Genomic DNA, 20,039 nt, shown 5'->3' on the forward strand with positions numbered 1-20,039 from the left:
ATTTCTCTTACTCCAACGGCTGAACCCCGATCCTTAATTTTTTCTTTTTGTTACAAGATATACAGATACTAATGCGTTCATTATTCAAAGTTTGGCAACAAGCCGCTGTTTTATTAACAGTTATCCTGTTGTGTATTGGGTGTAGTAACACACCTTCCATCAGCAATAACCCGTGGAAAGTGATTACTGTACCGACAGAATCTAACCTTCAAGATATTGCCTTCACCGATGATACTCATGGCTGGCTTGTAGGTAGTAAAGCAGCACTCTTAGAAACAACCGACGGTGGGGAAACTTGGCAGCCTAGAACCTTGGATTTAGGTGAGCAAAATTATCTTTTTTCTTCAATCAGTTTTGCAGGACAAGAAGGGTGGATTGTAGGAGAACCGGCTCTTTTATTACACACTACTGATGGTGGAAAATCCTGGGAACAAATTCCTTTGAGTGAGAAACTTCCTGGTAATCCCAACACAATCGTTGCTTTAGGATCGCACGCGGCCGAAATGACGACGGACGTAGGCGCAATCTATCGCACAACCGACAGCGGTAAAACCTGGAAAGCAATGGTGCAAGAAGCTGTTGGCGTCGTCCGTAATATTGCCCGCGCCGCAGATGGCAGGTACTTGGCGGTTTCAGCAAAAGGAAATTTTTATTCGATTTGGGAACCTGGTAAAGAAGCTTGGGAAGGACATAACCGCAATAGTTCCCGCCGCGTCCAAAATATGGGTTTTGCTCCAGATGGGCGCTTGTGGATGCTAGCACGCGGTGGTCAAGTACAATTTACTAAACCTGATAATCCTGATGAATGGGAAGAAGCTCAATACCCTGAATTTTCTACGAGTTGGGGTTTGCTGGATTTAGCATATCGGACTCCAGAAGAAATCTGGATAGCAGGAGGCAGCGGCAATTTATTGTGTAGCTTTGATGGTGGTAAAACTTGGCAAAAAGACCGAGAGGTAGAAGAAGTTCCTTCTAATCTTTACAAAATAGTTTTTCTGACACCAGAAAAAGGGTTTGTTGTCGGTCAACGCGGAATTTTACTTAAGTATCAAGAACCTAGTGCAACTGCATAAAATGATTCTCAAAAGATGAATGAAGCCAGATTATGTAATACAAAGGCAGTCTTTCCTATCGTTTCTCTGCGATCCATCAATGCTATAAGCATTGGTACCTAATAAGAGAAAAGATAGTCGGTTAGTTACTTTTTCTTAAGGTTTCATAGGATAATTAGTCATAAGAGTCGTAGCGGGAGGAAATCACAATGTCAGGCTCAACAGGAGAGCGTCCGTTTTCGGATATTATTACCAGTGTACGTTACTGGGTTATTCACAGTATTACCATTCCAGCTTTATTTATTGCTGGTTGGCTGTTTGTTAGTACAGGTCTAGCATATGATGTGTTTGGCACACCTCGACCTAACGAGTACTATCCCCAAGAGCGACAAGAATTGCCGATCATTGGCGATCGCTATCAAGCAAAACAAGAGATTAAACAATTTATCAATAGCAACGATTAATTCAAAATCATGACGAGTAATACTAGAAGTAACATCAATCAACCAATTCAGTATCCAATTTTTACGGTAAGATGGCTGGCAGTTCACACCCTGGCTGTACCAACGATCTTCTTCTTGGGTGCGATCGCCGCTATGCAGTTTATTCAACGCTAGGAGGAACTTATGCCCCCGCAAAGAACACCGAATCCTAACAACCAACCTGTTGAACTAAACCGCACTTCACTTTACCTCGGTTTACTACTCGTTTTCGTTCTCGGTATCCTGTTTTCTAGTTATTTCTTTAACTAGTTGAAACTTGTGCCGTGTCTTTGTCAATTTAAATTGTTATCGCTGAAGGAGAATTAAGCTGTGTCTGGAAGTGGACGAATTCCTTTGTGGGTCGTTGCGACCATTGCCGGTTTGGGTGTAATCACGATTGTGGGAACTTTCTTCTATGGTTCTTACACTCACTTAGGCTCTTCTTTATAGAGCAATTTACTAAATGAATCATAGCCAAGTAATACAACTGTAGTTAATTGGCAACATTGCAGGAAAAACCGCCTATCTTACTAAGATAAGCGGTTTTTAGCTCATTATTGAAGGTAATTAACGATTAAGCTATAGCTCCAATTATGGACGAGGCAATGCCTTGACCCTTAGATTCCTGATGGATCTTCACGCTCAATGTAGATGAGCAACAATGCCATAGCAACAGCAGGAAATACTAAGCCAGTTAGCGGAACTAAAATCGAGGGAAGAAAAGAAGCTGAAAACATATGTAATCCTACTACAATCAAGTCATGATTGAGAATGAATGTACTGCAATTTCTCTCCAGATTTCTAAAATCTCAAAATTTTTAACAAATTTTGAAGTTATCGACTTGAAGAAGTAGCACGTCCAGAATAAGTTTCCAGTTCAATTTAATCTTTCTTTATATTAGACTCAGTGTTAAGTTTTTCCTGCTAGTCGTAAAATTTGTAACAACTGCACGCGTAAATCTCCGGCTCTGACTTTAAGGTGGAAGCGACACCAGAGAATTTAGACAAGAGCGATCGCCAGAAAATTCTTGAAGAGTTTGAAACAAGACAACCGTAAATTTAGGTATACAAGTAGATAAAACCTGAAAATTTCAGTGTTTCTCCTCATTTAAACTGTAGTTATATTAACGGATAATGATGGTGTTCCCTATCAAAAGTATCGTAAAAAAATATACGTATACTTTAATAAAATACTGACAAATCTTTAAATTCCTACTCCGAGAAACTACTAGAATGAAAGTATGTCTGTGCATAACTGCTTCGCATCAATTTGATGAGTCGAGGCAGCGCCTATTATGCCAATTATATTTAAACACTTAAGTTATATTTTTTACGGGGTTATCGCATGAGCGAGACAAGCCACCGTCGCATTGTCATAGGCGATATTCATGGTCACTATGACGGTTTAATCAAACTACTAGAAGCGATCGCCCCTGGAACCAGCGACAAAGTATATTTTTTGGGGGACTTAATCGATCGAGGACCGCAAAGCGCCCTCGTCGTAGAATTTGTACAACAAAATTCTTACCCTTGCTTACTTGGCAATCACGAACAGATGTTGCTCAACGTCCTGAGCGATCGCGCTTCGTACCATATGAAGCAAGCTTGGTTGTCTAGTGGGGGCAATGCGACGTTAAGTAGCTACAAAGATTTTACGATTCCTCAAAGTCATGCGGAATGGATGCAAAGTCTGCCAACCTACCTAGACTTAGGAGATGTTTGGTTAGTCCACGCAGGAATAAATCCCAAAATTCCGCTAGAAAAACAAACCGCCGAACAATTCTGCTGGGTACGCGATGAGTTTCATAGTATGCTTGAACCATACTTTCCTGACAAACTCATCATCACTGGACATACAATCACCTTTACTTTACCTGGAGTAAACTCCGGTGAAATCGCCCAAGGTAGAGGTTGGTTAGACATTGATACCGGTGCATATCATCGTAAAAGTGGTTGGTTAACTGGATTAGACATCACGAACGATTTAGTCTATCAGGTGAACGTATTTCGTAACGTCGTGCGGACTTTGCCCTTAGCCGAAATTGTCACCACAGTTAACCCAATAGACGTCGCAAATCGTTCTCAAGCACGACTATAACAATGGTCTAATTCTCGCGCGATAAGCAGCAGTATCTAAGCCTCCACCTACATTTGCGCTTTGGGAGTCAATTGCACTACGTAACCTGGTAATGCGATCGCCTGTTGCGGGGTGGGTACTTAGGAAAGTAGGAACCGATCGCCCATTTTGTCTAAGGAGTTTCTCCATAAAAGCGATCGTCGCCGATGGAGCATAACCAGCGCGTCTAGAGTTGGCTAATCCACGTTGATCGGCTTCAAACTCATCTTCGCGACTATTCGGACGCCGTAGCGCTAAATCTACACCAATTTGCACCGCACGGTTACGATCTAAGCCCGCAACCGAAGCTACACCACTGGCGATCGCCGCCTGACGCATTTGTTGAATCGCGTGACGACTCGCGATATGACCAATTTCGTGCGCAAGTACGCTGGCGAGTTGGGCTTCATTGTCAGCGAGTCGAATTAAACCCGTATTGACATAGACAAAGCCACCCATTGTCGCAAAAGCATTAATGCCATTATCATCAACAACTTGGAACGTATAAGGAATTCCGCTGCGATCGCTCGCCGGCACTAACCGTTGACCAATTTGATTGATATAGCGATTGATATCAGAATTGCGATAGAGACGAACTTCGCGGCTGACAAGTTGTTGATTAATTTGTCTTCCTAGCTGAACTTCTTGACTATCAGAGATGTTCGATAGTTGAATAATTTGAACTCCACGGATAAGCAAATCAAAAATCGAAAACGCTTGCGATACGGCTGGCGTCCCCAACGACAGCGCCAACACCACAAACAGCGACAATAGCGGATAAATTAAGCGACGTCGGAAACGATGCAAAATAAAAGAAAAATTAAACATACTCCGTTGCTGAAGCTAAAACAAGATGAATAGCAAGCGATCGCAGCGAAGTTCCTACTCAGGATTTTTCGAGTAGACGACGCTGCTAAAAATGAAAATAACTAAAACATCAGACGTTCTTATTTATCTATATGTTGCAATTCAAACAAAATATTGGTGAGTCTTACTGATGACCCATTATCAATTTTATCGAGTAACATAATTTGCAACTAAACCTAACATCCGACGGCAGACGTGATAAGCTGGGCGACGGTGGTTAACTTTTAAGAATCATGGCTATTTTGGATTCTAAAGGACGCTTGTTTGGCAAGCTTAGTATTCTCGACTTAGGGGCTGCTTTAGTAATCCTCCTAGTGATCGTTGGCATCTTTTTCTTTCCAGGAACTTCTGGTTCAGTTGCGCAAGTTGGTGTAACAACAAAACCCATCGAAGTTGACTTAGTGGTTCGGGGTTTAAACGTCCGCGATCCGCAACAACTCTTCAGCGAAGGGTTGAAAGAAGGCGGTAAAACCAACATTATTATTCGCAACCAGCCTTACGGTCAGATTGAAGTTAAGTCGGTTAAACAATTACCCCGAACCCTCCTTGTACCACAACCCGACGGTTCAATTCGAGAGATGTCCGATCCGCGAGCAAATCAATTCAGCACTGATATGCTATTAACGCTCAACGGTAGAGCGCAAATTACCAGTACAGGACCGGTGTTAGGCAACAGTAAGCTGAAAATTGGTATGCCCGTCGAACTCGAAGGCTTTAATTACAACTTTAACGCTACCGTAATTGACGTTCGGACATGATCAAGAGGCTAGAGGTCAGGGTATGGCATTTGCTTAACTTCTGGCTTCTATCTCCTGTGGCTCCGTATCCTGTGTGAGGATTGGTAAAAACCTTCGGATTAGACCGATTGTGACCGCTGGGAGTTCCAATTGCGGTGTTAGCCCAACGTCATCGAGCGGTTGAAATACGCGAATTGCTTGGGGATTTATCGCCGCGAATCGGCGTCCAATTTCTGGACCTGTAAATTGTGACCTTTGACCCCAGATAATCGCGGTAGGAACGCGCAACTGCGGCACATAAAGCGACAAATCGAAACACAAGTCGCCACGGACAAACGAAAGAGCGGCGTATTCAGCATTCGGTTGCTGGGCAGACTCTAAATAAGCCTCGACAATTTCTTGATAAATCCGGTTAGCGCGAGCGAATTGACGTTGCTCAAGAAAGCTGCGGATGCCATTACTCGTTGCAATTCCAGCACTATAAAGCAAGCGATCTAGAAACGGAGTGCTGACTATCTGGGCAAAGAAACTCCGCGAGTAATTTTCGCCAAAATCAGATAATCCCGCAGGAGTTGTCAAAATCAACGATTTGAATAATTCTGGACGCGCGATCGCGACTCGGATTGTAAACGCTGCGGTGAGCGAAGATGCCACAACCGTAACGGGGCGATCGCAGGTTTGTTCGAGAAATTCCGTAATTGTCGTCAGATAATCATCAATCGTGTAATTGCGCGGAGGATGCTCCGAACGACCCCACCCAATTAAATCAGGCGCAATTACCTGATATTCTGCCGCAAATGCCGGATAAACCTTTGACCATTCGTACGCAGAAGAACCGCCACCAAAACCGTGCAAAAATACTAATCGTTCTCGATTGTCGTCTTCAGATGTTTGACGCCAAGGCGTATCACTTGCAGTGTAATAAACCATTCTGCCAAGTGAAGTCAGCACCGATCGCTGCTCAAAACCGAGTGGCAGAAACATAACTCTATCTCCCGCAGTTGACTCTTTCTTCTATGATGCGCGTTTCTAGGGTTGTTCGTCACGTGGGCAGATATCCGTACATCTTCCGCTCATTTATATCAACTATATATATATGATGTTGCATCAACGTCAAAATCCTGAATTTGCCCCTCAACCCCAATTAATTAAAGTCCCCCATAAGTGGGAGATTTAGGGGGCGAGAAGCCTCAACCTTGAGCTACAGGACTTGTGTATACACCGTAGCCAAATTTCTACAGCGGTTCAGCTTTTTCCACCGAAGCATTGTTGACTCCTAAAGTTAAGCGTAAACGACGTTGTGAGGGGTAGGCTTTTACGACCTGACGATAGACCTGATAGTTAGTTGGTAGAGTTCTTTGTTTGCTACCCTCGATATACGTGATTTGATAATTTACAGACTTTAATAATTCAGGCGTGCTGGGTTTTTCTTGCGGTTTTTGTCTTTGTTCGATTTGATCGACCGTTGGTCGAGGTGGTAATGCAGGCCACCACAAACCTAGGTCATCAGGTCCTGTCACTGCGGCAGGAGGCTGCTGACCGTTGCGATTGAGTAAAGAAGTGGTAGCAAACGTTTCAAAGCGTGGTAGCTTATCGCTCGGACTCGTCGAATACCTAACTTGCCAGGTATAAGTCGTTTGTGCTGTTGCTTCATACTGGTTAATCGTCATGGTGGAACAGCTTGTGAGCGCGATCGCGCTCATCACTCCAACCACAACTCTCAAAATATTCTTCAAACCGTCAACCCGCTCACACTCACTACAGAATCCCAAACAATCACAATGCAGTTGGCTCCTTTTTTTCCAATCCTCTATCGAATTTTACAACCCACCTTTCCGCACTGTCTTTGGGCTGGCAACCCTAACTTAAAAACCATCGCGCTGACTTTTGATGATGGTCCGCACCCGACTTACACGCCCGAATTGCTCGAAGTCTTGGATTACTATGCTATCCCAGCCAGTTTTTTTTGGTTAGGCGCGTGCGTCAATCGCGCGCCTTTTACTGCTAAGCAGGTTTACGATCGCGGACACTGGATTGGACTTCATGGCTACGATCATCGATCGTTTCCAGTCCTCACGACAGTTGAACTTCAGCAAAGTTTACGCGCTACACAAGACGCGATCGCCAAAGCTTGCCGTATCGACCCTAATTCGGTTCGCGATGTCAGACCGCCTAACGGGTTATTTACTCCACAAATTTTAAATTCCTTAAATCAATGGCAATATCGCGCTGTTATGTGGAGTGTTGTGCCTGAAGATTGGGTACGCCCAGGAGTTGCAACGGTTGTGCAGCGCGTACTTCAGCAAGTTAGTAATGGCTCGATGATTGTCTTACACGATGGCGTGTGTGGTGGGCAAGATGTTGCCGCAACGACTGCGCAGTTAGTGCCTCAATTGCTGCACCAAGGCTATCAATTTGTAACGGTAGATACTTTGTGGCAACAAGCCCAAGCCTTTACGAGGAAACATTCCTAGCGTTTTTTCTCTTTTGCATCCTTACTTTTATCAAATTAAATTCTTCCGTGTGGGCTGTCACTCGGATACAGAATTCATTACAATATCAGGGAACTGTTTACTAATTTGTCAAGGTTATTTGGGTTGAAATTTGCATGATACCTCGGTTAAGTTGAGGTAAAGGCAGCGTGTTGAAATTAAAATAGCTGATGAAAGCTCGCTCATTCGTTCTAGTCAGCAACATCGCTTAATTTCCACAAAGTAAATTTTTAGCAAGGATACATGAAGAAAAGTAAAGACATCGCGATCCAGCAAAACACTTGTTGAGTGTGCTGAAAACAATGCCTAGATTGTTGATTTTTTAAAGCGATTCAGACGAGTCACAACCTAAAAAAACAATCTTGCATACCGTGACTTTATTGAAAATAAGACTATTCCCGCAAAAAATTTAGATGATTCAACACATAAAATCCGTGCAATTTTTGTGAAACAGGCTACAATCAAAACGATCTTTACGACTCTTTTAAAGAGTTGTCTGGGGCATAGCTCAATCAGTTGGACGTTAAGTTATACAAGCAAGTAGTTTCCCGTAGGAAACCAATCCGTCAACAAATTGTTGTGAGGAATATTATTCACTGCTTGATGCTTGCGATCGCCAAAAACCTTTTTTTAGTAAACGCGCTTTCCAATAAGCAACAGCTTATTGACAAAGACACCTACCAAAATCATGAGTAATTGATTGTTGACATTAAGGAGCATGAGGAACGCGGCATGAACCCGGCTAACAACGTACTCGAAACCATTCATCAGCCTGAACTTGAAGAAACTGCTAATCAACCCGAAGGCGATTTAGATCTCATACTCGAAGATGACGAGGATTTAGTAATCCTTGACACGGAGGACACTGATGATTTTCTAGAAACTCAGCCTGATGAGGACGACGCTAAGTCTGGTAAAGCCGCTAAATCTCGTCGGCGGGCGCAAACCAAGAAGAAGCACTATACAGAAGATTCTATTCGCCTCTATCTACAAGAGATTGGACGGATTCGGCTACTACGGGCAGATGAAGAAATTGAACTCGCGCGGAAAATCGCAGAGTTGTTGGAAATGGAAAGAGTCCGCGAACGACTGTTAGAACAGTTGGATCGCGAACCACAAGATAGCGAATGGGCAGAAGCTGTGCAGTTGTCTTTACCAACTTTCCGCTATCGCCTCCATGTAGGACGGCGGGCAAAAGACAAAATGGTACAGTCAAACTTGCGTTTGGTGGTTTCCATCGCTAAGAAATACATGAATCGCGGTCTATCTTTCCAAGACTTGATTCAGGAAGGAAGCTTAGGGCTAATTCGCGCAGCCGAAAAGTTTGACCACGAGAAAGGTTACAAGTTTTCGACGTATGCGACATGGTGGATTCGTCAAGCAATTACACGCGCGATCGCCGATCAGTCGCGGACAATTCGCTTACCCGTTCACCTTTACGAAACAATCTCGCGCATTAAGAAAACTACCAAGCTACTTTCGCAAGAAATGGGTCGCAAGCCTACTGAAGAAGAAATTGCTACCCGCATGGAAATGACGATTGAGAAGCTACGCTTTATCGCTAAATCGGCTCAGTTGCCAATTTCCTTAGAAACGCCCATCGGTAAAGAAGAAGATTCTCGATTGGGCGATTTTATTGAGTCTGATGGTGAAACACCTGAAGATCAAGTTTCCAAGAGCCTCCTGCGCGAAGATCTTGAAAAAGTCTTAGATAGTCTTAGTCCTCGCGAACGAGATGTTTTAAGACTACGCTATGGATTAGATGATGGACGAATGAAAACGCTAGAAGAAATTGGACAGATTTTCAATGTCACTCGCGAACGCATCCGTCAAATCGAAGCGAAAGCACTGCGTAAGCTACGTCATCCTAACCGTAATAGCGTGCTGAAGGAGTATATCCGATAGATATAGCAGAGGTCACACTCACTCTGGATTTCTCTATCATGTCCTAACTATATTGACTTTACGACACAGTACTTGATCAGCTAAAGCTCAATACATTAATGAAAAACGCCACAACAAGACTGTGGCGTTTTTTGGTATTTGCTCTATTAATCTGCTTTGCTTGGGTTATTTGAATCGGTCTATGTTGCTATCAGTTAGAACTAGAGAATTTCTCTACACTAAGACTCACACCACTGAAAATTTATTGGTCAAATTACTAGCTACGTGTCACTTACAGAAGACCCCAGAAATGTAGTACGCCTTGACCAGAGAACAGTTCGATTAAAACTGCGGCTAAGAAACCAATCATTGCCAGACGACCATTCCAAATTTCTGCTTGTGGAGTAAATCCCCAACGCCAAGCATTGCGGTCTTCCATAACGGGAGTTGTAACCTTTGTTGTGTTCTGCATAGTTGGCACTCCAGAATCGGTTTTGGTAACAGTTTGTTTCGCTCTGTAAATTAATATAACAAATATTTACGAAAAAGCAACAAATAAGTTTCTAAAGTCAAAAGTGAGCGCTAGGGCAAGATCTATATAACTCGGCGAGGACTACTGTAAAGCGTTTTGGCGAACTCATATTAAAAAGCGCCCTGAAAGTACATACAGAACCTTGAGAGCGCTTGTGTCGGTACACAGAAGACAGAAAATTACATGATGCCCCAGTAGTGAAGGAAACCTTGACCAGAAAATAGCTCAATAAGAACTGCGGCTAAGAAACCAATCATTGCCAAACGACCATTCCAAATTTCTGCTTGGGGAGTGAAACCATAGCGCCAAGCATTGCGATCGTCCACGACGGGAGGTGTGATTTTGGTTGTGTCTTGCATGGTTTTGGCTCCAAAGAGATTGTTTGTTAAGTAATGTAGCTCAATCTGTAAATAAATGTAACGTGGAGAAATTGAGAATATCTCTCTCTAAGGTATGAAAGACGAGATTAGTGTACAAATGAAGAAGCCTCCGACTGAAGTCGAGGCTATTTAGACCTAGTGTGCCTTCGCACGCTAATCAGCACAAGTATTTTGAGGGGTTAAGCGAGCAGCGAATTGATTTTCAAGCTTTCGCTTCAGTTTGCAAAGCGCGCCCTCCGAATCCTGACGCCTCTTACATTGACTAATCAGACCAAATTGCTTTACCGCTTTCATATTCAAAGAAATGCAGTTTATCTAGTGACAGCGATAGCCATAGTTGCTCGCCAATTGATACTTTTTGGTCGGGTGGAATTCGTACTTGTAGAGTGTTTGTCGCGGTAGTCGCGATTAAAGATGGTTGTATACCTTGTTTGACAAAGCTGACGGCGAGATACGTATCGTTACCCAACGCTTCAACTAAGTCTACTTGAACTAAGAGATTTTCTGGTGCAGGCGTACTGAGGTGAAAGTGTTCGGGTCGAATACCGAGAATCAGTGTTTGCTGGTCATAATTTTGTAAGACATTTGCCCAGCGATCTGGGAGTGTGCAGCGAAATTGCGGGTGAGTAATTGACAACGGCGCGTGGAATTGCACTGGGAGAAAATTCATTGGGGGTGAGCCAATAAATTCGGCGACGAAGCGCGTTGCGGGACGATTGTAAAGTTCTAGAGGGGGCGCGACTTGTTGAATTTGTCCTTGATTCATCACCGCGATGCGATCGCCCATTGTCATTGCTTCGGTTTGATCGTGGGTAACGTAAACGGTTGTTGTACCGAGTTGACGTTGTAGCTTCACAATTTGCGCGCGCGTTTCTGCGCGTAGTTTGGCATCGAGGTTTGATAGAGGTTCATCCATCAAAAAAACTTGTGGATTGCGGGCGATCGCGCGTCCTAAGGCTACACGTTGCTTTTGTCCACCAGAAAGTTGTTTTGGCAGTCGATTGAGCAGTGCTTCAATTTGCAGTAATTGCGCTACATTCCGTACTCGGTCGTCAACTGCGCGTTCGCGTGCCGTAGTATAACGTAGCTGCTTAGGTAATCCTCGCGTCACTCCCACTAACAACTTATCTAATGATGGCGTGCGCTGCTTGTCACTCCTCAATGTCCGCCGCAGTCCAAATGCTAGGTTATCGTAAACTGTCATGTGCGGATAAAGCGCGTAGTTTTGAAACACCATCGCGATATCTCTAGCTTTGGGCGGTAATTCGTTAACTAAGCGATCGCCTACCCAAATATTCCCGCCAGATATCTTCTCTAGCCCTGCAATTAAGCGCAGCAACGTACTTTTACCGCAGCCGGAAGGTCCCACTAAGACCATAAATTCACCATCAGCTACGCTCAAGTTAATATTGCGCAGGACACTCACAGTTTGCTTAGGTTCTTGAGTTTCTTTTTCAACCACTGGTGGCGCATCGATTGGCGCGAGGGGAGATGACTGCGCGACTACCGGAGTAACTCGTTCGTTATGTCGAGTGGGAAAGCTTTTATAAACGTTTTCCAGAACAACCTGCGCCACGATCGTTAATTCCTACTATATGCGTTTTCTTGATGAAACTCAGCATCGCGTCAAAGTAGCGAACCGATTTATACTGAATTCTATAGCAATGGTTGATATCGTTTAGACATTATAGAATTTCAGAATCATTGCTCTGACCTTGGATCGCTGCCATGACTAGCAAGATCGGCTGGACGATAAACGCTGCCAGGAGAATGGTCTGGGTTAATTTCTACGACTACATCAACCCAGGTGGGAGGAGTTAATAAAGGTTTAATAAATAACTCTGGGTGAAGCGATCGCCAAAAATACTTGACAAAATCTTCAATTTCTGAATCTTTCATTCCTGATTGACCGACAGCAATCATATCGCGTTCAGCGTCTTTACGCCATGCCAAGCTGCGGCGGTAATCATCGGGGTAGAGCAAGATTAACGCGTCGAGTTGTGACCACAAAGGTAGATACTCGTGCAATCGAGCATTCATATCGCGCGCAAATTCGCGATCGTCATGAGTTTCAATCGGCGGTGGAGCCGTGTCAAAGTGTGCAGGGTCGATCGGTCGCACGCCGACAAACCAGCCTTCAAATAGGACAATATCGACAGAATCGACAATTTCGGGTTGCGCGCGATCGCCAGCGCCATCGTACGCAGACTTATCAAACCGAGGGATCGCGATCGGTTGCGCAACAGGCTGACGTAGTTTCTTTAGTACTGTTAACCCTAAATCAACATCATGCGTTCCAGGTGGACCACGCCAAATCAAGCGCGGATCGTCCTGTTTTAGCGCTAGGCGATCGTGATAGGTTTTGTACAAATCATCTAGCGATAAGCTAACTGTACGGTATCCCAGGTGCGCGAGAATGAGCGTCAGTATTGCCCCCAAGGTGGTTTTGCCTGTACCTTGTCCGCCTAAAATTCCTTGAATGAGCGTTCTTTGTAATTGTTGGCGCGATGATGCTAGCTGCATTGCTAACGGTAGCCAAAAATCCCACAGTGTATCGAGTAGCTGGTTTGGTGCAAGATGCAACCGCGTTTGACAAAATTCGCTAAAAGCTGGATAAACTGCACGGAGTAAGTGCGATCGCTTTTGTACAACTTGCTCAACATTCGCTGGAGTAATGTCAAAGGCTTGAGCGCGTAAAGGATCGGCAAGTGTTACTTGTGCTAGACGTTCGTCGGGCAATGCCCCCGCTACAATTTGACTTAACCATAAATTTGCCGTTTGCATAACGTAACGATTTGTTGATTTGGTAATGGGTGAATTTCGTTTTCATGACCAATTACCAGTTACCAATTACCAGCCCTATTTAAGAACCAAGTTTAAACGCTTCTAAGAACAGACTATAAGTTAGACCAATTTTGCCAGCATTTAATGCTTCTAACCAGAGTCCCCGCTGTTTGCGCCAGGTACGACTGTAATAAATTCGGTCAACGATTTCACTCCACGCGACTAAAACGCCTGCACCAATGATGTCCCAGTCAGCTGCTTGTCCTGCGATTGTTGAAATTGCCGAGCCAAGAAAAAAGCCAAACAATACACTAATAACTAGTAGCGATAGCTTTCGCCAAGGATTGAAAAACCATCTTCCTAGTTGTCCTGCCATGGAATTAAACAGATCGTTAAGACGAGTATTTTGCATCTTCAGTAAATGCTCAAAATAAGCTGCTAGCTGGCTTTAAGCCTGTTTCAATGGTAATAGGAGGAGGATTTTATACCGCGTATAGATACAGAATACAGCCTGTTACTCGTTTAATCCTTAAAAATTATGAATATGAAATCGTTGGTGCATCCTGCGGTTATTGTTGCTTCAGTATTAGGAATTTTAGGCTTAGTTTGGTTCGCGCTACAGTTTAGCGTCACAATTGAGATTGAACCGGAACCTTCACCTGTTGGGACAATTCCCGCAACGCGATCGCCCACTTCGACTCCAACAACACCACCAGCACAAAATGCTGTACCCACCCCGATGGTGGGAACAATTCCAGGATCTTTGCGCATGAGTAACCAAACCGATCAGCCCGTGCGCGTGGCGTTACTTGCGAAGCGATCGCCCAACGCTTACAGTGAAAACCCAGCGCATTGGGATTTTACTCCTTATGAAGGTAGTACCGGAGGGCTAATTTTATCTCTACCAGAAGGTAATCTCACACTCAACAAAGGAGATATTATCGTCGCCTTCGCGCAAGATGGTTCTGGGCGCTATTGGGGACCTTACGTTGTTGGTGAAACGCCTACTCCAGTTTGGAACAGTCAAGCCCAAGAATGGCATCTGACTTTGAAATAGGGGTGAGTGGTTAGTTATATAGAAAACACTATTCTTCCTCTGCCCCTCTGCCCCTCTGCTCTCTTCTGGAACTGTCAAACTCTAGGCGAGTCATCTAATTTATCATTGGGTTACAATTTGCAATTGCCCACAAGTATATACAGTTAGCTGCATGAAACTTAGGTTTGACCGTGCTTTAGATTCTTGGGGAAAAAATACCGCAGATCGCCCAATTTTGGTTTGGGTTGTGTCAATTCTGTGGTTATTAGTCATTGGTTGGCTAGCCTTCTTCTGGAATTTGGGCAGTACTGGCTTGGTGGATGAGACAGAACCACTGTTTGCGGAAGCGGCGCGGCAAATGACGGTTACAGGGGACTACATCACGCCGTACTTTAACGAGGAAACACGTTTTGATAAGCCGCCTTTGGTTTACTGGCTGATGGCGATCGCTTACTCAACAATCGGCGTAAATGAATGGGCAGTACGTCTACCTTCGGCGATCAGTGCTTTTGTGTTAGTTTGCTTAGGCTTTTATACACTCTTATTTTTCGGCGTTGGGACTTCTGACTCTTACACTCGTTCCTCTTCGTTAACTCCGCGATCGTTCTTTTGTGCTGGGTTGGGCGCAGCGCTCATCGCCCTGAATCCTGAAACAATTGCTTGGGCAAGAATTGGCGTTTCGGATATGTTGTTGACAGGGTGTATGTGTTGTGCATTGTTGTGTTTCTTTGTGGGATACGCGCAACCATCAAAACCCCAAGTTCAAACACGGTGGTATCTTGCGTTTTATGTACTTGTAGGATTAGCAATTTTAGCCAAAGGACCTGTTGCCATTGTTTTGCCAGGAATCATTATCGGCTTATTTCTCCTTTATGTTGGGAAATTTCGCGACGTGCTGCGCGAGATGCGGATTGTCTGGGGCAGTTTGTTGATTTTGGCGATCGCAATTCCTTGGTATATTCTTGTGATCGGTGCGAATGGTTGGGATTACATCAACTCGTTTTTTGGCTATCACAATATCGAACGCTTTACCGGTGTTGTGAATAATCACTCGGCACCTTGGTACTTTTACTTTGTGGTTGTTCTCCTTGGTTTTGCGCCTTGGTCGATTTATTTACCAGTGGCGATCGCGCAAACTCGATTTTGGAAACGTTCCTACTGGCGTTCTACCCATCGATCGACGCACTTAGGTTTATTTGCACTATTTTGGTTTGCAAGTATCTTTGGCTTTTTCACCATCGCCGTGACGAAACTGCCAAGTTACGTTTTACCTTTGATGCCTGCGGCGGCTATATTAGTAGCACTTGTTTGGAGCGATCGCCTTAATCGGCGTGTCGGTAATATTCAACCAACTTCGCGATTTCTGCTGTGGAGTCATTGGCTCAATATTGCGTTTTTATTAAGTTTGTCGGCGGGATTGTTTGCGCTTCCCCGCCTTGTTGGTTCCGATCCTGCAATTCCAAACTTACAAGAGTCGATTCGACAATCTGGTTTACCAATACTCGCGGGGAGCATTTGGTTAGTCGCGGCGATCGCTGGTATATTCTTTATTCTTCGGCGACGCTGGCGAGGCTTATTAGCCGTAAACTTACTCGGATTTATTGTATTTCTTGTCTTCGTTGTTACACCCGCTTATTTTTGGATGGATCAAGCACGACAACTACCGCTACGCGAACTGTCTGCAATTGTCCGTCAAGTTGAACCCAACGAAGAATTAATTATGATCGGGTTTAAAAAGCCAAGTGTTGTCTTTTATACTCAACGTCCAGTAACTTACGTTAGAGAAACCGAAAAGGCGATTGCTCATCTTCAAGAACTCAAAGCTAAAAGATCAGAGCCTTTTTCGGTAATGCTGCTATCTTATCCATCAAGATTGCAACAACTCCAACCGCAGTTACCGCAGTATCAAACCCTTGGGGAAGCTGGCGCGTATCAACTTGTCCGCATTAGACATCCTGCATGAATCAGTCTTCCCAGCATTGAGGGAGACTAAGAGGGGTGGAGGGCTTCTAAATCACGGCAAGTCCCCCACTCATCGGGGATTTAGGGGGCTATTATTCGCACAAACACTCAACGCAGCGCTAGGAGGGCGTGTTAACGCGCGGCGCTAAGTGCCAACGTTTTGACAATCTTGTCGAGTAATTCTTGGATTGACAGCGGTGGGAGGATTTCTGTAGCGATCGCCTGTAAAACCCGATCAAGTGTTATTTGCAAATTAAAGCTACGATTTAAGCTTGTCTGATGTGTATCAAGTTGTGGATGTAATTGTCCATTCAGTACCAAAATTGGTGGTAATTTCTCATTTTCAAGATTTTGTAGCGCTTGCAGAACATCCATATTTAGCTGTATATCTGCTATGCAAATCAAAATTAAATCAACACTCGCTTGGCGGATTTGGTTTAACATTTCCGCCCAAGAGTGGCTGATCGCACCATTGAAACCTGCTGTTTCTAGATAGGGAATTAACGCTTGAAACCACTCAGTACCGTGCGCGGAGGAATGACTTGCACGACAAAGCGGACTATTCGTCTGCAAATCAGGTAGCGTCGCCACATCAACAACTAAAATATTAGGCTTCCATTGCATTCCTGCGGCAAATTGCAACACCGATAGCAATGTCTCTGGATCGCGTTGATCGCGGGGAAGCAAGCAAGGAAAAACCGCTAGCCCTTCGATTTGATTGGCAGCTTGCGTCGTTGCGGCATCTAAGGTAACAATTGGTAGCGCTGCTAGCTTAGAAAACTGACTGAGACTTTCTAGATATGTAACAGGTTCAGCAATGTCGCCATCGAGTAAGACAACATCAGGTTGCCAAATACTTACCAAAATTTCCGCTTGTTCTAAGTCATCAGCTTCTAAAATTCGGTAATGAATTTGTGACGGTTGTGGGATGAGGGGTATAGCGTCACCATACACTAGCCGGAGAATTGTAATGCGATCTTTAGTCATCCCCATCTCAGTTTGTGCTTGAGGATGAGCAACTGGCTCGTGACAAAAACGCGCCAGAACTTGCGGTAAAATTTCTGGCGACACGGGCAAATTGATAAATTCATCGGCTCGATTCGCCAATGCTTGCTCTTTCTCGGCTCTTGTCGCCGTCACAATCACTGGAATTTGACGCGTTGCAGGGTCAGATTTTAATAAAGTCAACACATCCCAACCCGAAAGCAACGGTAGTAAAGGATTTAAAAAGATCATTTCCGGTTGAAGTCGGCGCGCTTTTTCTAAAGCTTCGGTTCCAGAACGCGCATTGACAACGCGATAACCTAAACTACTGAGTTGTTCGGTTAAAGTGGCGATGTAACGCGGCGCAGCTTCGACAAGTAACACCAAACGGTGACTTAATTTTGGCTTTTGCGTTGAGTTTGGATTATGGTGTCGCGTTTGTGAGTTGTTCGTACTCTGTAATTCCTGATCGGCAATTGTGAGCCGAAAATCTGTCGGTGGATGCGGTGGTAGTAGCAGCGTAAAAGCACTGCCTTTGCCTTCTTTTGATAAAAAGCTAACATCGCCAGCGTGCAAGCGTGCTAATGTTCTCGTTAAGACTAAGCCCAGTCCTGTGCCTTTGAAGCGGCGCGTTAATGGGTTTTCGAGTTGTTGGAATTTTTGAAAAATCAGGTGTTGTTGTTGTTCAGGAATGCCAATTCCTGTATCCCAAACGGTAAAAGCAATCCAACCAGCCCAACGACTAACGCGTAATCCAATTTCTCCGCTTTCGGTAAACTTAAACGCATTGCCTAGAAGATGAACGAGCATTTGTCGCAGTCGCAATTCATCGGCAATTATGGTGTCTAAGCCTGGTTCAATTTCTAAGGAAAAGTGATGTTCTAATTCGTTTTGGGCGATCGCTTCCGCTGTTGCTTGACGATCTTGCGCTTGCATCACGCGAACTTGCTCAAGTGCGCGATCGCAAACATTTCTAATTTTTACTTGCTCAAAATTCAGCTTGAGTTGTCCCGTTTCCATCCGCGTCAAATCTAAAATGTCATTGACGACACTCATCAAATGACGACCGCTTTGATGGATCAGTTTTGCATAACGGCTTTGTCGCTCGTTGAGTTCTCCTAAAGCTTGATCCTTTAGTAGCGTCGATAAGCCGAGGACTGCGGTTAACGGTGTTTTCAGTTCGTGGCTAATACACGACAAAAATTCATCTTTTAACCGATTAAGTTGAATTAAATCGGCATTTTTTGCGGCTAATTCGAGGGCTAGCTGCTGTTGTTCGGTGATATCTGTGGCGAGTAATAACCACAATTTAGAACTCACGGGTAACAGATGGGCGAAGTCGCTTTGTGCTTCAGACTCGGTATCGTTCGTTTGTCGATCTTCTTGTAAAGGAATTTTGATGAATTCCCACACGCGCTCTTGACCGTTGGGTAGCGACCAAATACAAATACAAGTATTAGCCTGTGTACCTAATTGACAGCGATTTGCGGTTGCGATAAATTCTGCTGGCTCGAATTCCGAAGTGCGATCGTTGACGCTTACAGCATCATACTCATCAGAAGTTCGGGTTGATAATAACTGCTGAGTCGCAAAGGTGCTATTTACCAAACTATGGTGCCGATAAGCCGACGTCGCCACAACTTCCGAATCGAGTGTGTGTTCAGTTGACTGTGCTTGAGTTGCTACTGTCGCGGAATCTAAAATCGACTCGACTTTACGCCGCACTTCTTCCGGATCGCTGAGTCCGCCAAAATGCCGACTCCATGCGGAATTTTGCATCACCACTTCTCCGGTGTTTTTTTGCAAAATCAACGGACATGGTAATTTTTCGAGTAGCTGTACGAGTAAATCTAAGACCAACTGATTTTGGCGATCGCTTACCTGTTTAACGGCTTCGCTACTGACTTGCGCTAAGTTTAAGCAGAAAAATTCGGATAGCTGCACGCGATCAATGACACCGAGAAATTTTCCTTCGGTATCAACTATTACCCAGTCCCAATGCGTGTTTTGACGTTCGTGTAAAGATTGCAAGCGCAAGCCGAGTTCTGCAATACTTAAGTTTGCGGGTAAGACTGCGATCGGTTTGATGAGTTCTCTACCGATGGTCGTTACTGCTTGGTGTATCGTTTGTTCATAGCGACCTGCCTGAAATTGATGCGATAAATGCAATAAAAGTTGTGCTGCGGATAAGACTCCTACAGGAATCTGTTCATTATTGACCACTACCACGCGATCGCACTGCGTCTGTTGCAAAATTTCCAGCACTGCTTTTAGCTGTGTTGTCTGCCTACAGCTAGGTATATTAGTGATGAAATCATATAGCTCAGGATTTGACATTGATTCAATGCAGTGGGGTATTCTGGTTAGCTTGACGACACAGTGAACCGCTTTAAGACGATCTTTGTTGAGGATGCTTCTTTGGTCAGCTTTCCTATGCTTTTTACAGATTCGTACCGCAATGCAATTACCAATTATTATGACTGCCAAGATCGAGAATCTGAGCCTTGGGGAATTATAATGAATTACAATGCGATAATGGTTTAACTTAGTTCAAATTTCTTAATTTATCTAACAGACACACCTCAATTTATACAAGTACTGCCGCACTCAAAAAAAGTGACTTTTTGCGAAGTGGGTTCGTCAACAGATGCGATCGCACGACGGCTGACCCTACTCAGTTGAGAGTGCCCTTTATTTTAAGAACGCGAAGGCTTACCTTGAGATAGTAACG

Annotated in this window: 21 protein-coding genes; 11 read left to right on the forward strand and 10 right to left on the reverse strand. The window is 44.3% G+C overall.

The window, feature by feature from the left end:
* The first annotated feature begins 71 nt into the window (after positions 1–71).
* The 5 genes from GLO7428_RS12335 to GLO7428_RS26715 all read left to right on the forward strand — a co-directional run bounded on the left by GLO7428_RS12335 (position 72) and on the right by GLO7428_RS26715 (position 1,984).
* A complete protein-coding gene (locus tag GLO7428_RS12335) occupies positions 72–1,073 on the forward strand; it encodes a photosynthesis system II assembly factor Ycf48 (RefSeq protein WP_015188882.1) in 1,002 nt (333 codons plus the stop codon).
* A 188-nt stretch (positions 1,074–1,261) separates the two neighbouring features.
* Positions 1,262–1,516 (forward strand): cytochrome b559 subunit alpha, encoded by a 255-nt coding sequence (psbE, locus tag GLO7428_RS12340; protein WP_015188883.1) that lies wholly within the window; start codon positions 1,262–1,264, stop codon positions 1,514–1,516.
* 9 nt (positions 1,517–1,525) lie between these two features.
* Entirely contained in the window at positions 1,526–1,669 is a 144-nt protein-coding gene (psbF, locus tag GLO7428_RS12345) for a cytochrome b559 subunit beta (RefSeq protein ID WP_015188884.1), read from the forward strand.
* Positions 1,670–1,678: 9 nt separating this feature from the next.
* Complete coding sequence (locus GLO7428_RS26710; protein ID WP_015188885.1) at positions 1,679–1,804, forward strand: photosystem II reaction center protein L; 126 nt, start codon at positions 1,679–1,681, stop codon at positions 1,802–1,804.
* Between the two features lie 60 nt (positions 1,805–1,864).
* Entirely contained in the window at positions 1,865–1,984 is a 120-nt protein-coding gene (locus tag GLO7428_RS26715; RefSeq protein ID WP_015188886.1) for a photosystem II reaction center protein J, read from the forward strand.
* Between the two features lie 167 nt (positions 1,985–2,151).
* Here GLO7428_RS26715 and psaI read toward each other — a convergent pair whose 3' ends face one another.
* A complete protein-coding gene (gene psaI, locus GLO7428_RS12350; protein WP_015188887.1) occupies positions 2,152–2,271 on the reverse strand; it encodes a photosystem I reaction center subunit VIII in 120 nt (39 codons plus the stop codon).
* A 608-nt stretch (positions 2,272–2,879) separates the two neighbouring features.
* Here psaI and GLO7428_RS12355 point away from each other — a divergent pair.
* Positions 2,880–3,632 (forward strand): metallophosphoesterase family protein, encoded by a 753-nt coding sequence (locus GLO7428_RS12355; RefSeq protein WP_015188888.1) that lies wholly within the window; start codon positions 2,880–2,882, stop codon positions 3,630–3,632.
* On the opposite strand, the gene GLO7428_RS12360 is transcribed toward GLO7428_RS12355, so the two are convergent.
* On the reverse strand, positions 3,627–4,478 hold the full coding sequence (locus tag GLO7428_RS12360) for a M48 family metallopeptidase (RefSeq protein ID WP_015188889.1): 852 nt from the start codon (positions 4,476–4,478) through the stop codon (positions 3,627–3,629). The two genes, GLO7428_RS12355 and GLO7428_RS12360, sit on opposite strands and share 6 nt — an antisense overlap.
* 272 nt (positions 4,479–4,750) lie before the next feature.
* On the opposite strand from GLO7428_RS12360, the gene GLO7428_RS12365 reads away from it, so the two are divergent.
* Positions 4,751–5,275: a DUF4330 domain-containing protein gene (locus GLO7428_RS12365; protein ID WP_015188890.1), complete on the forward strand. Its 525-nt coding sequence runs from the start codon at positions 4,751–4,753 to the stop codon at positions 5,273–5,275.
* A gap of 33 nt (positions 5,276–5,308) precedes the next feature.
* Here GLO7428_RS12365 and GLO7428_RS12370 read toward each other — a convergent pair whose 3' ends face one another.
* Both GLO7428_RS12370 and GLO7428_RS12375 read right to left on the reverse strand, forming a co-directional pair.
* The gene (locus GLO7428_RS12370) at positions 5,309–6,238 is read right to left on the reverse strand and encodes an alpha/beta fold hydrolase (protein ID WP_015188891.1); all 930 of its coding nucleotides are present in this window, start codon (positions 6,236–6,238) and stop codon (positions 5,309–5,311) included.
* 251 nt (positions 6,239–6,489) lie between these two features.
* Positions 6,490–6,990 (reverse strand): hypothetical protein, encoded by a 501-nt coding sequence (locus GLO7428_RS12375; RefSeq protein ID WP_041919126.1) that lies wholly within the window; start codon positions 6,988–6,990, stop codon positions 6,490–6,492.
* Positions 6,991–7,035: 45 nt separating this feature from the next.
* On the opposite strand from GLO7428_RS12375, the gene GLO7428_RS12380 reads away from it, so the two are divergent.
* Together GLO7428_RS12380 and rpoD are read left to right on the forward strand one after the other, a co-directional pair.
* Positions 7,036–7,728 (forward strand): polysaccharide deacetylase family protein, encoded by a 693-nt coding sequence (locus GLO7428_RS12380; protein ID WP_015188893.1) that lies wholly within the window; start codon positions 7,036–7,038, stop codon positions 7,726–7,728.
* Between the two features lie 750 nt (positions 7,729–8,478).
* Complete coding sequence (rpoD, locus tag GLO7428_RS12385; RefSeq protein WP_015188894.1) at positions 8,479–9,651, forward strand: RNA polymerase sigma factor RpoD; 1,173 nt, start codon at positions 8,479–8,481, stop codon at positions 9,649–9,651.
* Positions 9,652–9,922: 271 nt separating this feature from the next.
* Here rpoD and GLO7428_RS12390 read toward each other — a convergent pair whose 3' ends face one another.
* The 5 genes from GLO7428_RS12390 to GLO7428_RS12410 all read right to left on the reverse strand — a co-directional run bounded on the left by GLO7428_RS12390 (position 9,923) and on the right by GLO7428_RS12410 (position 13,738).
* Entirely contained in the window at positions 9,923–10,153 is a 231-nt protein-coding gene (locus GLO7428_RS12390) for a chlorophyll a/b-binding protein (RefSeq protein WP_071882369.1), read from the reverse strand.
* A 188-nt stretch (positions 10,154–10,341) separates the two neighbouring features.
* On the reverse strand, positions 10,342–10,521 hold the full coding sequence (locus tag GLO7428_RS12395; RefSeq protein ID WP_015188896.1) for a chlorophyll a/b-binding protein: 180 nt from the start codon (positions 10,519–10,521) through the stop codon (positions 10,342–10,344).
* Positions 10,522–10,804: 283 nt separating this feature from the next.
* Complete coding sequence (locus tag GLO7428_RS12400; protein WP_015188897.1) at positions 10,805–12,118, reverse strand: ABC transporter ATP-binding protein; 1,314 nt, start codon at positions 12,116–12,118, stop codon at positions 10,805–10,807.
* A gap of 125 nt (positions 12,119–12,243) precedes the next feature.
* Positions 12,244–13,326 (reverse strand): glycerate kinase, encoded by a 1,083-nt coding sequence (locus tag GLO7428_RS12405; protein WP_015188898.1) that lies wholly within the window; start codon positions 13,324–13,326, stop codon positions 12,244–12,246.
* A gap of 79 nt (positions 13,327–13,405) precedes the next feature.
* A complete protein-coding gene (locus GLO7428_RS12410; protein WP_015188899.1) occupies positions 13,406–13,738 on the reverse strand; it encodes a DUF565 domain-containing protein in 333 nt (110 codons plus the stop codon).
* A 126-nt stretch (positions 13,739–13,864) separates the two neighbouring features.
* Here GLO7428_RS12410 and GLO7428_RS12415 point away from each other — a divergent pair, with 126 nt between their 5' ends.
* Positions 13,865–14,383 (forward strand): hypothetical protein, encoded by a 519-nt coding sequence (locus GLO7428_RS12415; protein WP_015188900.1) that lies wholly within the window; start codon positions 13,865–13,867, stop codon positions 14,381–14,383.
* 151 nt (positions 14,384–14,534) lie between these two features.
* Positions 14,535–16,325, forward strand: coding sequence for a glycosyltransferase family 39 protein (locus tag GLO7428_RS12420; RefSeq protein WP_015188901.1), 1,791 nt, complete (start codon positions 14,535–14,537; stop codon positions 16,323–16,325).
* A 131-nt stretch (positions 16,326–16,456) separates the two neighbouring features.
* Here the strand turns inward: GLO7428_RS12420 and GLO7428_RS12425 are convergent, their stop codons facing one another.
* Positions 16,457–19,645, reverse strand: a complete 3,189-nt coding sequence (locus tag GLO7428_RS12425) for an ATP-binding protein (protein WP_015188902.1) — start codon at positions 19,643–19,645, stop codon at positions 16,457–16,459.
* Positions 19,646–20,039 lie beyond the last annotated feature (394 nt).

It is taken from the genome of Gloeocapsa sp. PCC 7428, assembly GCF_000317555.1.
GTDB lineage: Bacteria > Cyanobacteriota > Cyanobacteriia > Cyanobacteriales > Chroococcidiopsidaceae > Chroogloeocystis.

Coding starts and splice junctions, on each gene's coding strand:
- GLO7428_RS12415 (WP_015188900.1), top strand. CDS start 13,865: ATGAATATGAAATCGTTGGTGCATCCTGCGGTTATTGTTGCTTCAGTA.
- GLO7428_RS12395 (WP_015188896.1), bottom strand. CDS start 10,521: ATGCAAGACACAACCAAAATCACACCTCCCGTCGTGGACGATCGCAAT.
- psaI (WP_015188887.1), bottom strand. CDS start 2,271: ATGTTTTCAGCTTCTTTTCTTCCCTCGATTTTAGTTCCGCTAACTGGC.
- GLO7428_RS12360 (WP_015188889.1), bottom strand. CDS start 4,478: ATGTTTAATTTTTCTTTTATTTTGCATCGTTTCCGACGTCGCTTAATT.
- GLO7428_RS12365 (WP_015188890.1), top strand. CDS start 4,751: ATGGCTATTTTGGATTCTAAAGGACGCTTGTTTGGCAAGCTTAGTATT.
- GLO7428_RS12335 (WP_015188882.1), top strand. CDS start 72: ATGCGTTCATTATTCAAAGTTTGGCAACAAGCCGCTGTTTTATTAACA.
- GLO7428_RS12380 (WP_015188893.1), top strand. CDS start 7,036: ATGCAGTTGGCTCCTTTTTTTCCAATCCTCTATCGAATTTTACAACCC.
- GLO7428_RS12355 (WP_015188888.1), top strand. CDS start 2,880: ATGAGCGAGACAAGCCACCGTCGCATTGTCATAGGCGATATTCATGGT.
- rpoD (WP_015188894.1), top strand. CDS start 8,479: ATGAACCCGGCTAACAACGTACTCGAAACCATTCATCAGCCTGAACTT.
- psbF (WP_015188884.1), top strand. CDS start 1,526: ATGACGAGTAATACTAGAAGTAACATCAATCAACCAATTCAGTATCCA.
- psbE (WP_015188883.1), top strand. CDS start 1,262: ATGTCAGGCTCAACAGGAGAGCGTCCGTTTTCGGATATTATTACCAGT.
- GLO7428_RS12405 (WP_015188898.1), bottom strand. CDS start 13,326: ATGCAAACGGCAAATTTATGGTTAAGTCAAATTGTAGCGGGGGCATTG.
- GLO7428_RS12370 (WP_015188891.1), bottom strand. CDS start 6,238: ATGTTTCTGCCACTCGGTTTTGAGCAGCGATCGGTGCTGACTTCACTT.
- GLO7428_RS26710 (WP_015188885.1), top strand. CDS start 1,679: ATGCCCCCGCAAAGAACACCGAATCCTAACAACCAACCTGTTGAACTA.
- GLO7428_RS12410 (WP_015188899.1), bottom strand. CDS start 13,738: ATGCAAAATACTCGTCTTAACGATCTGTTTAATTCCATGGCAGGACAA.
- GLO7428_RS12425 (WP_015188902.1), bottom strand. CDS start 19,645: ATGTCAAATCCTGAGCTATATGATTTCATCACTAATATACCTAGCTGT.
- GLO7428_RS12420 (WP_015188901.1), top strand. CDS start 14,535: ATGAAACTTAGGTTTGACCGTGCTTTAGATTCTTGGGGAAAAAATACC.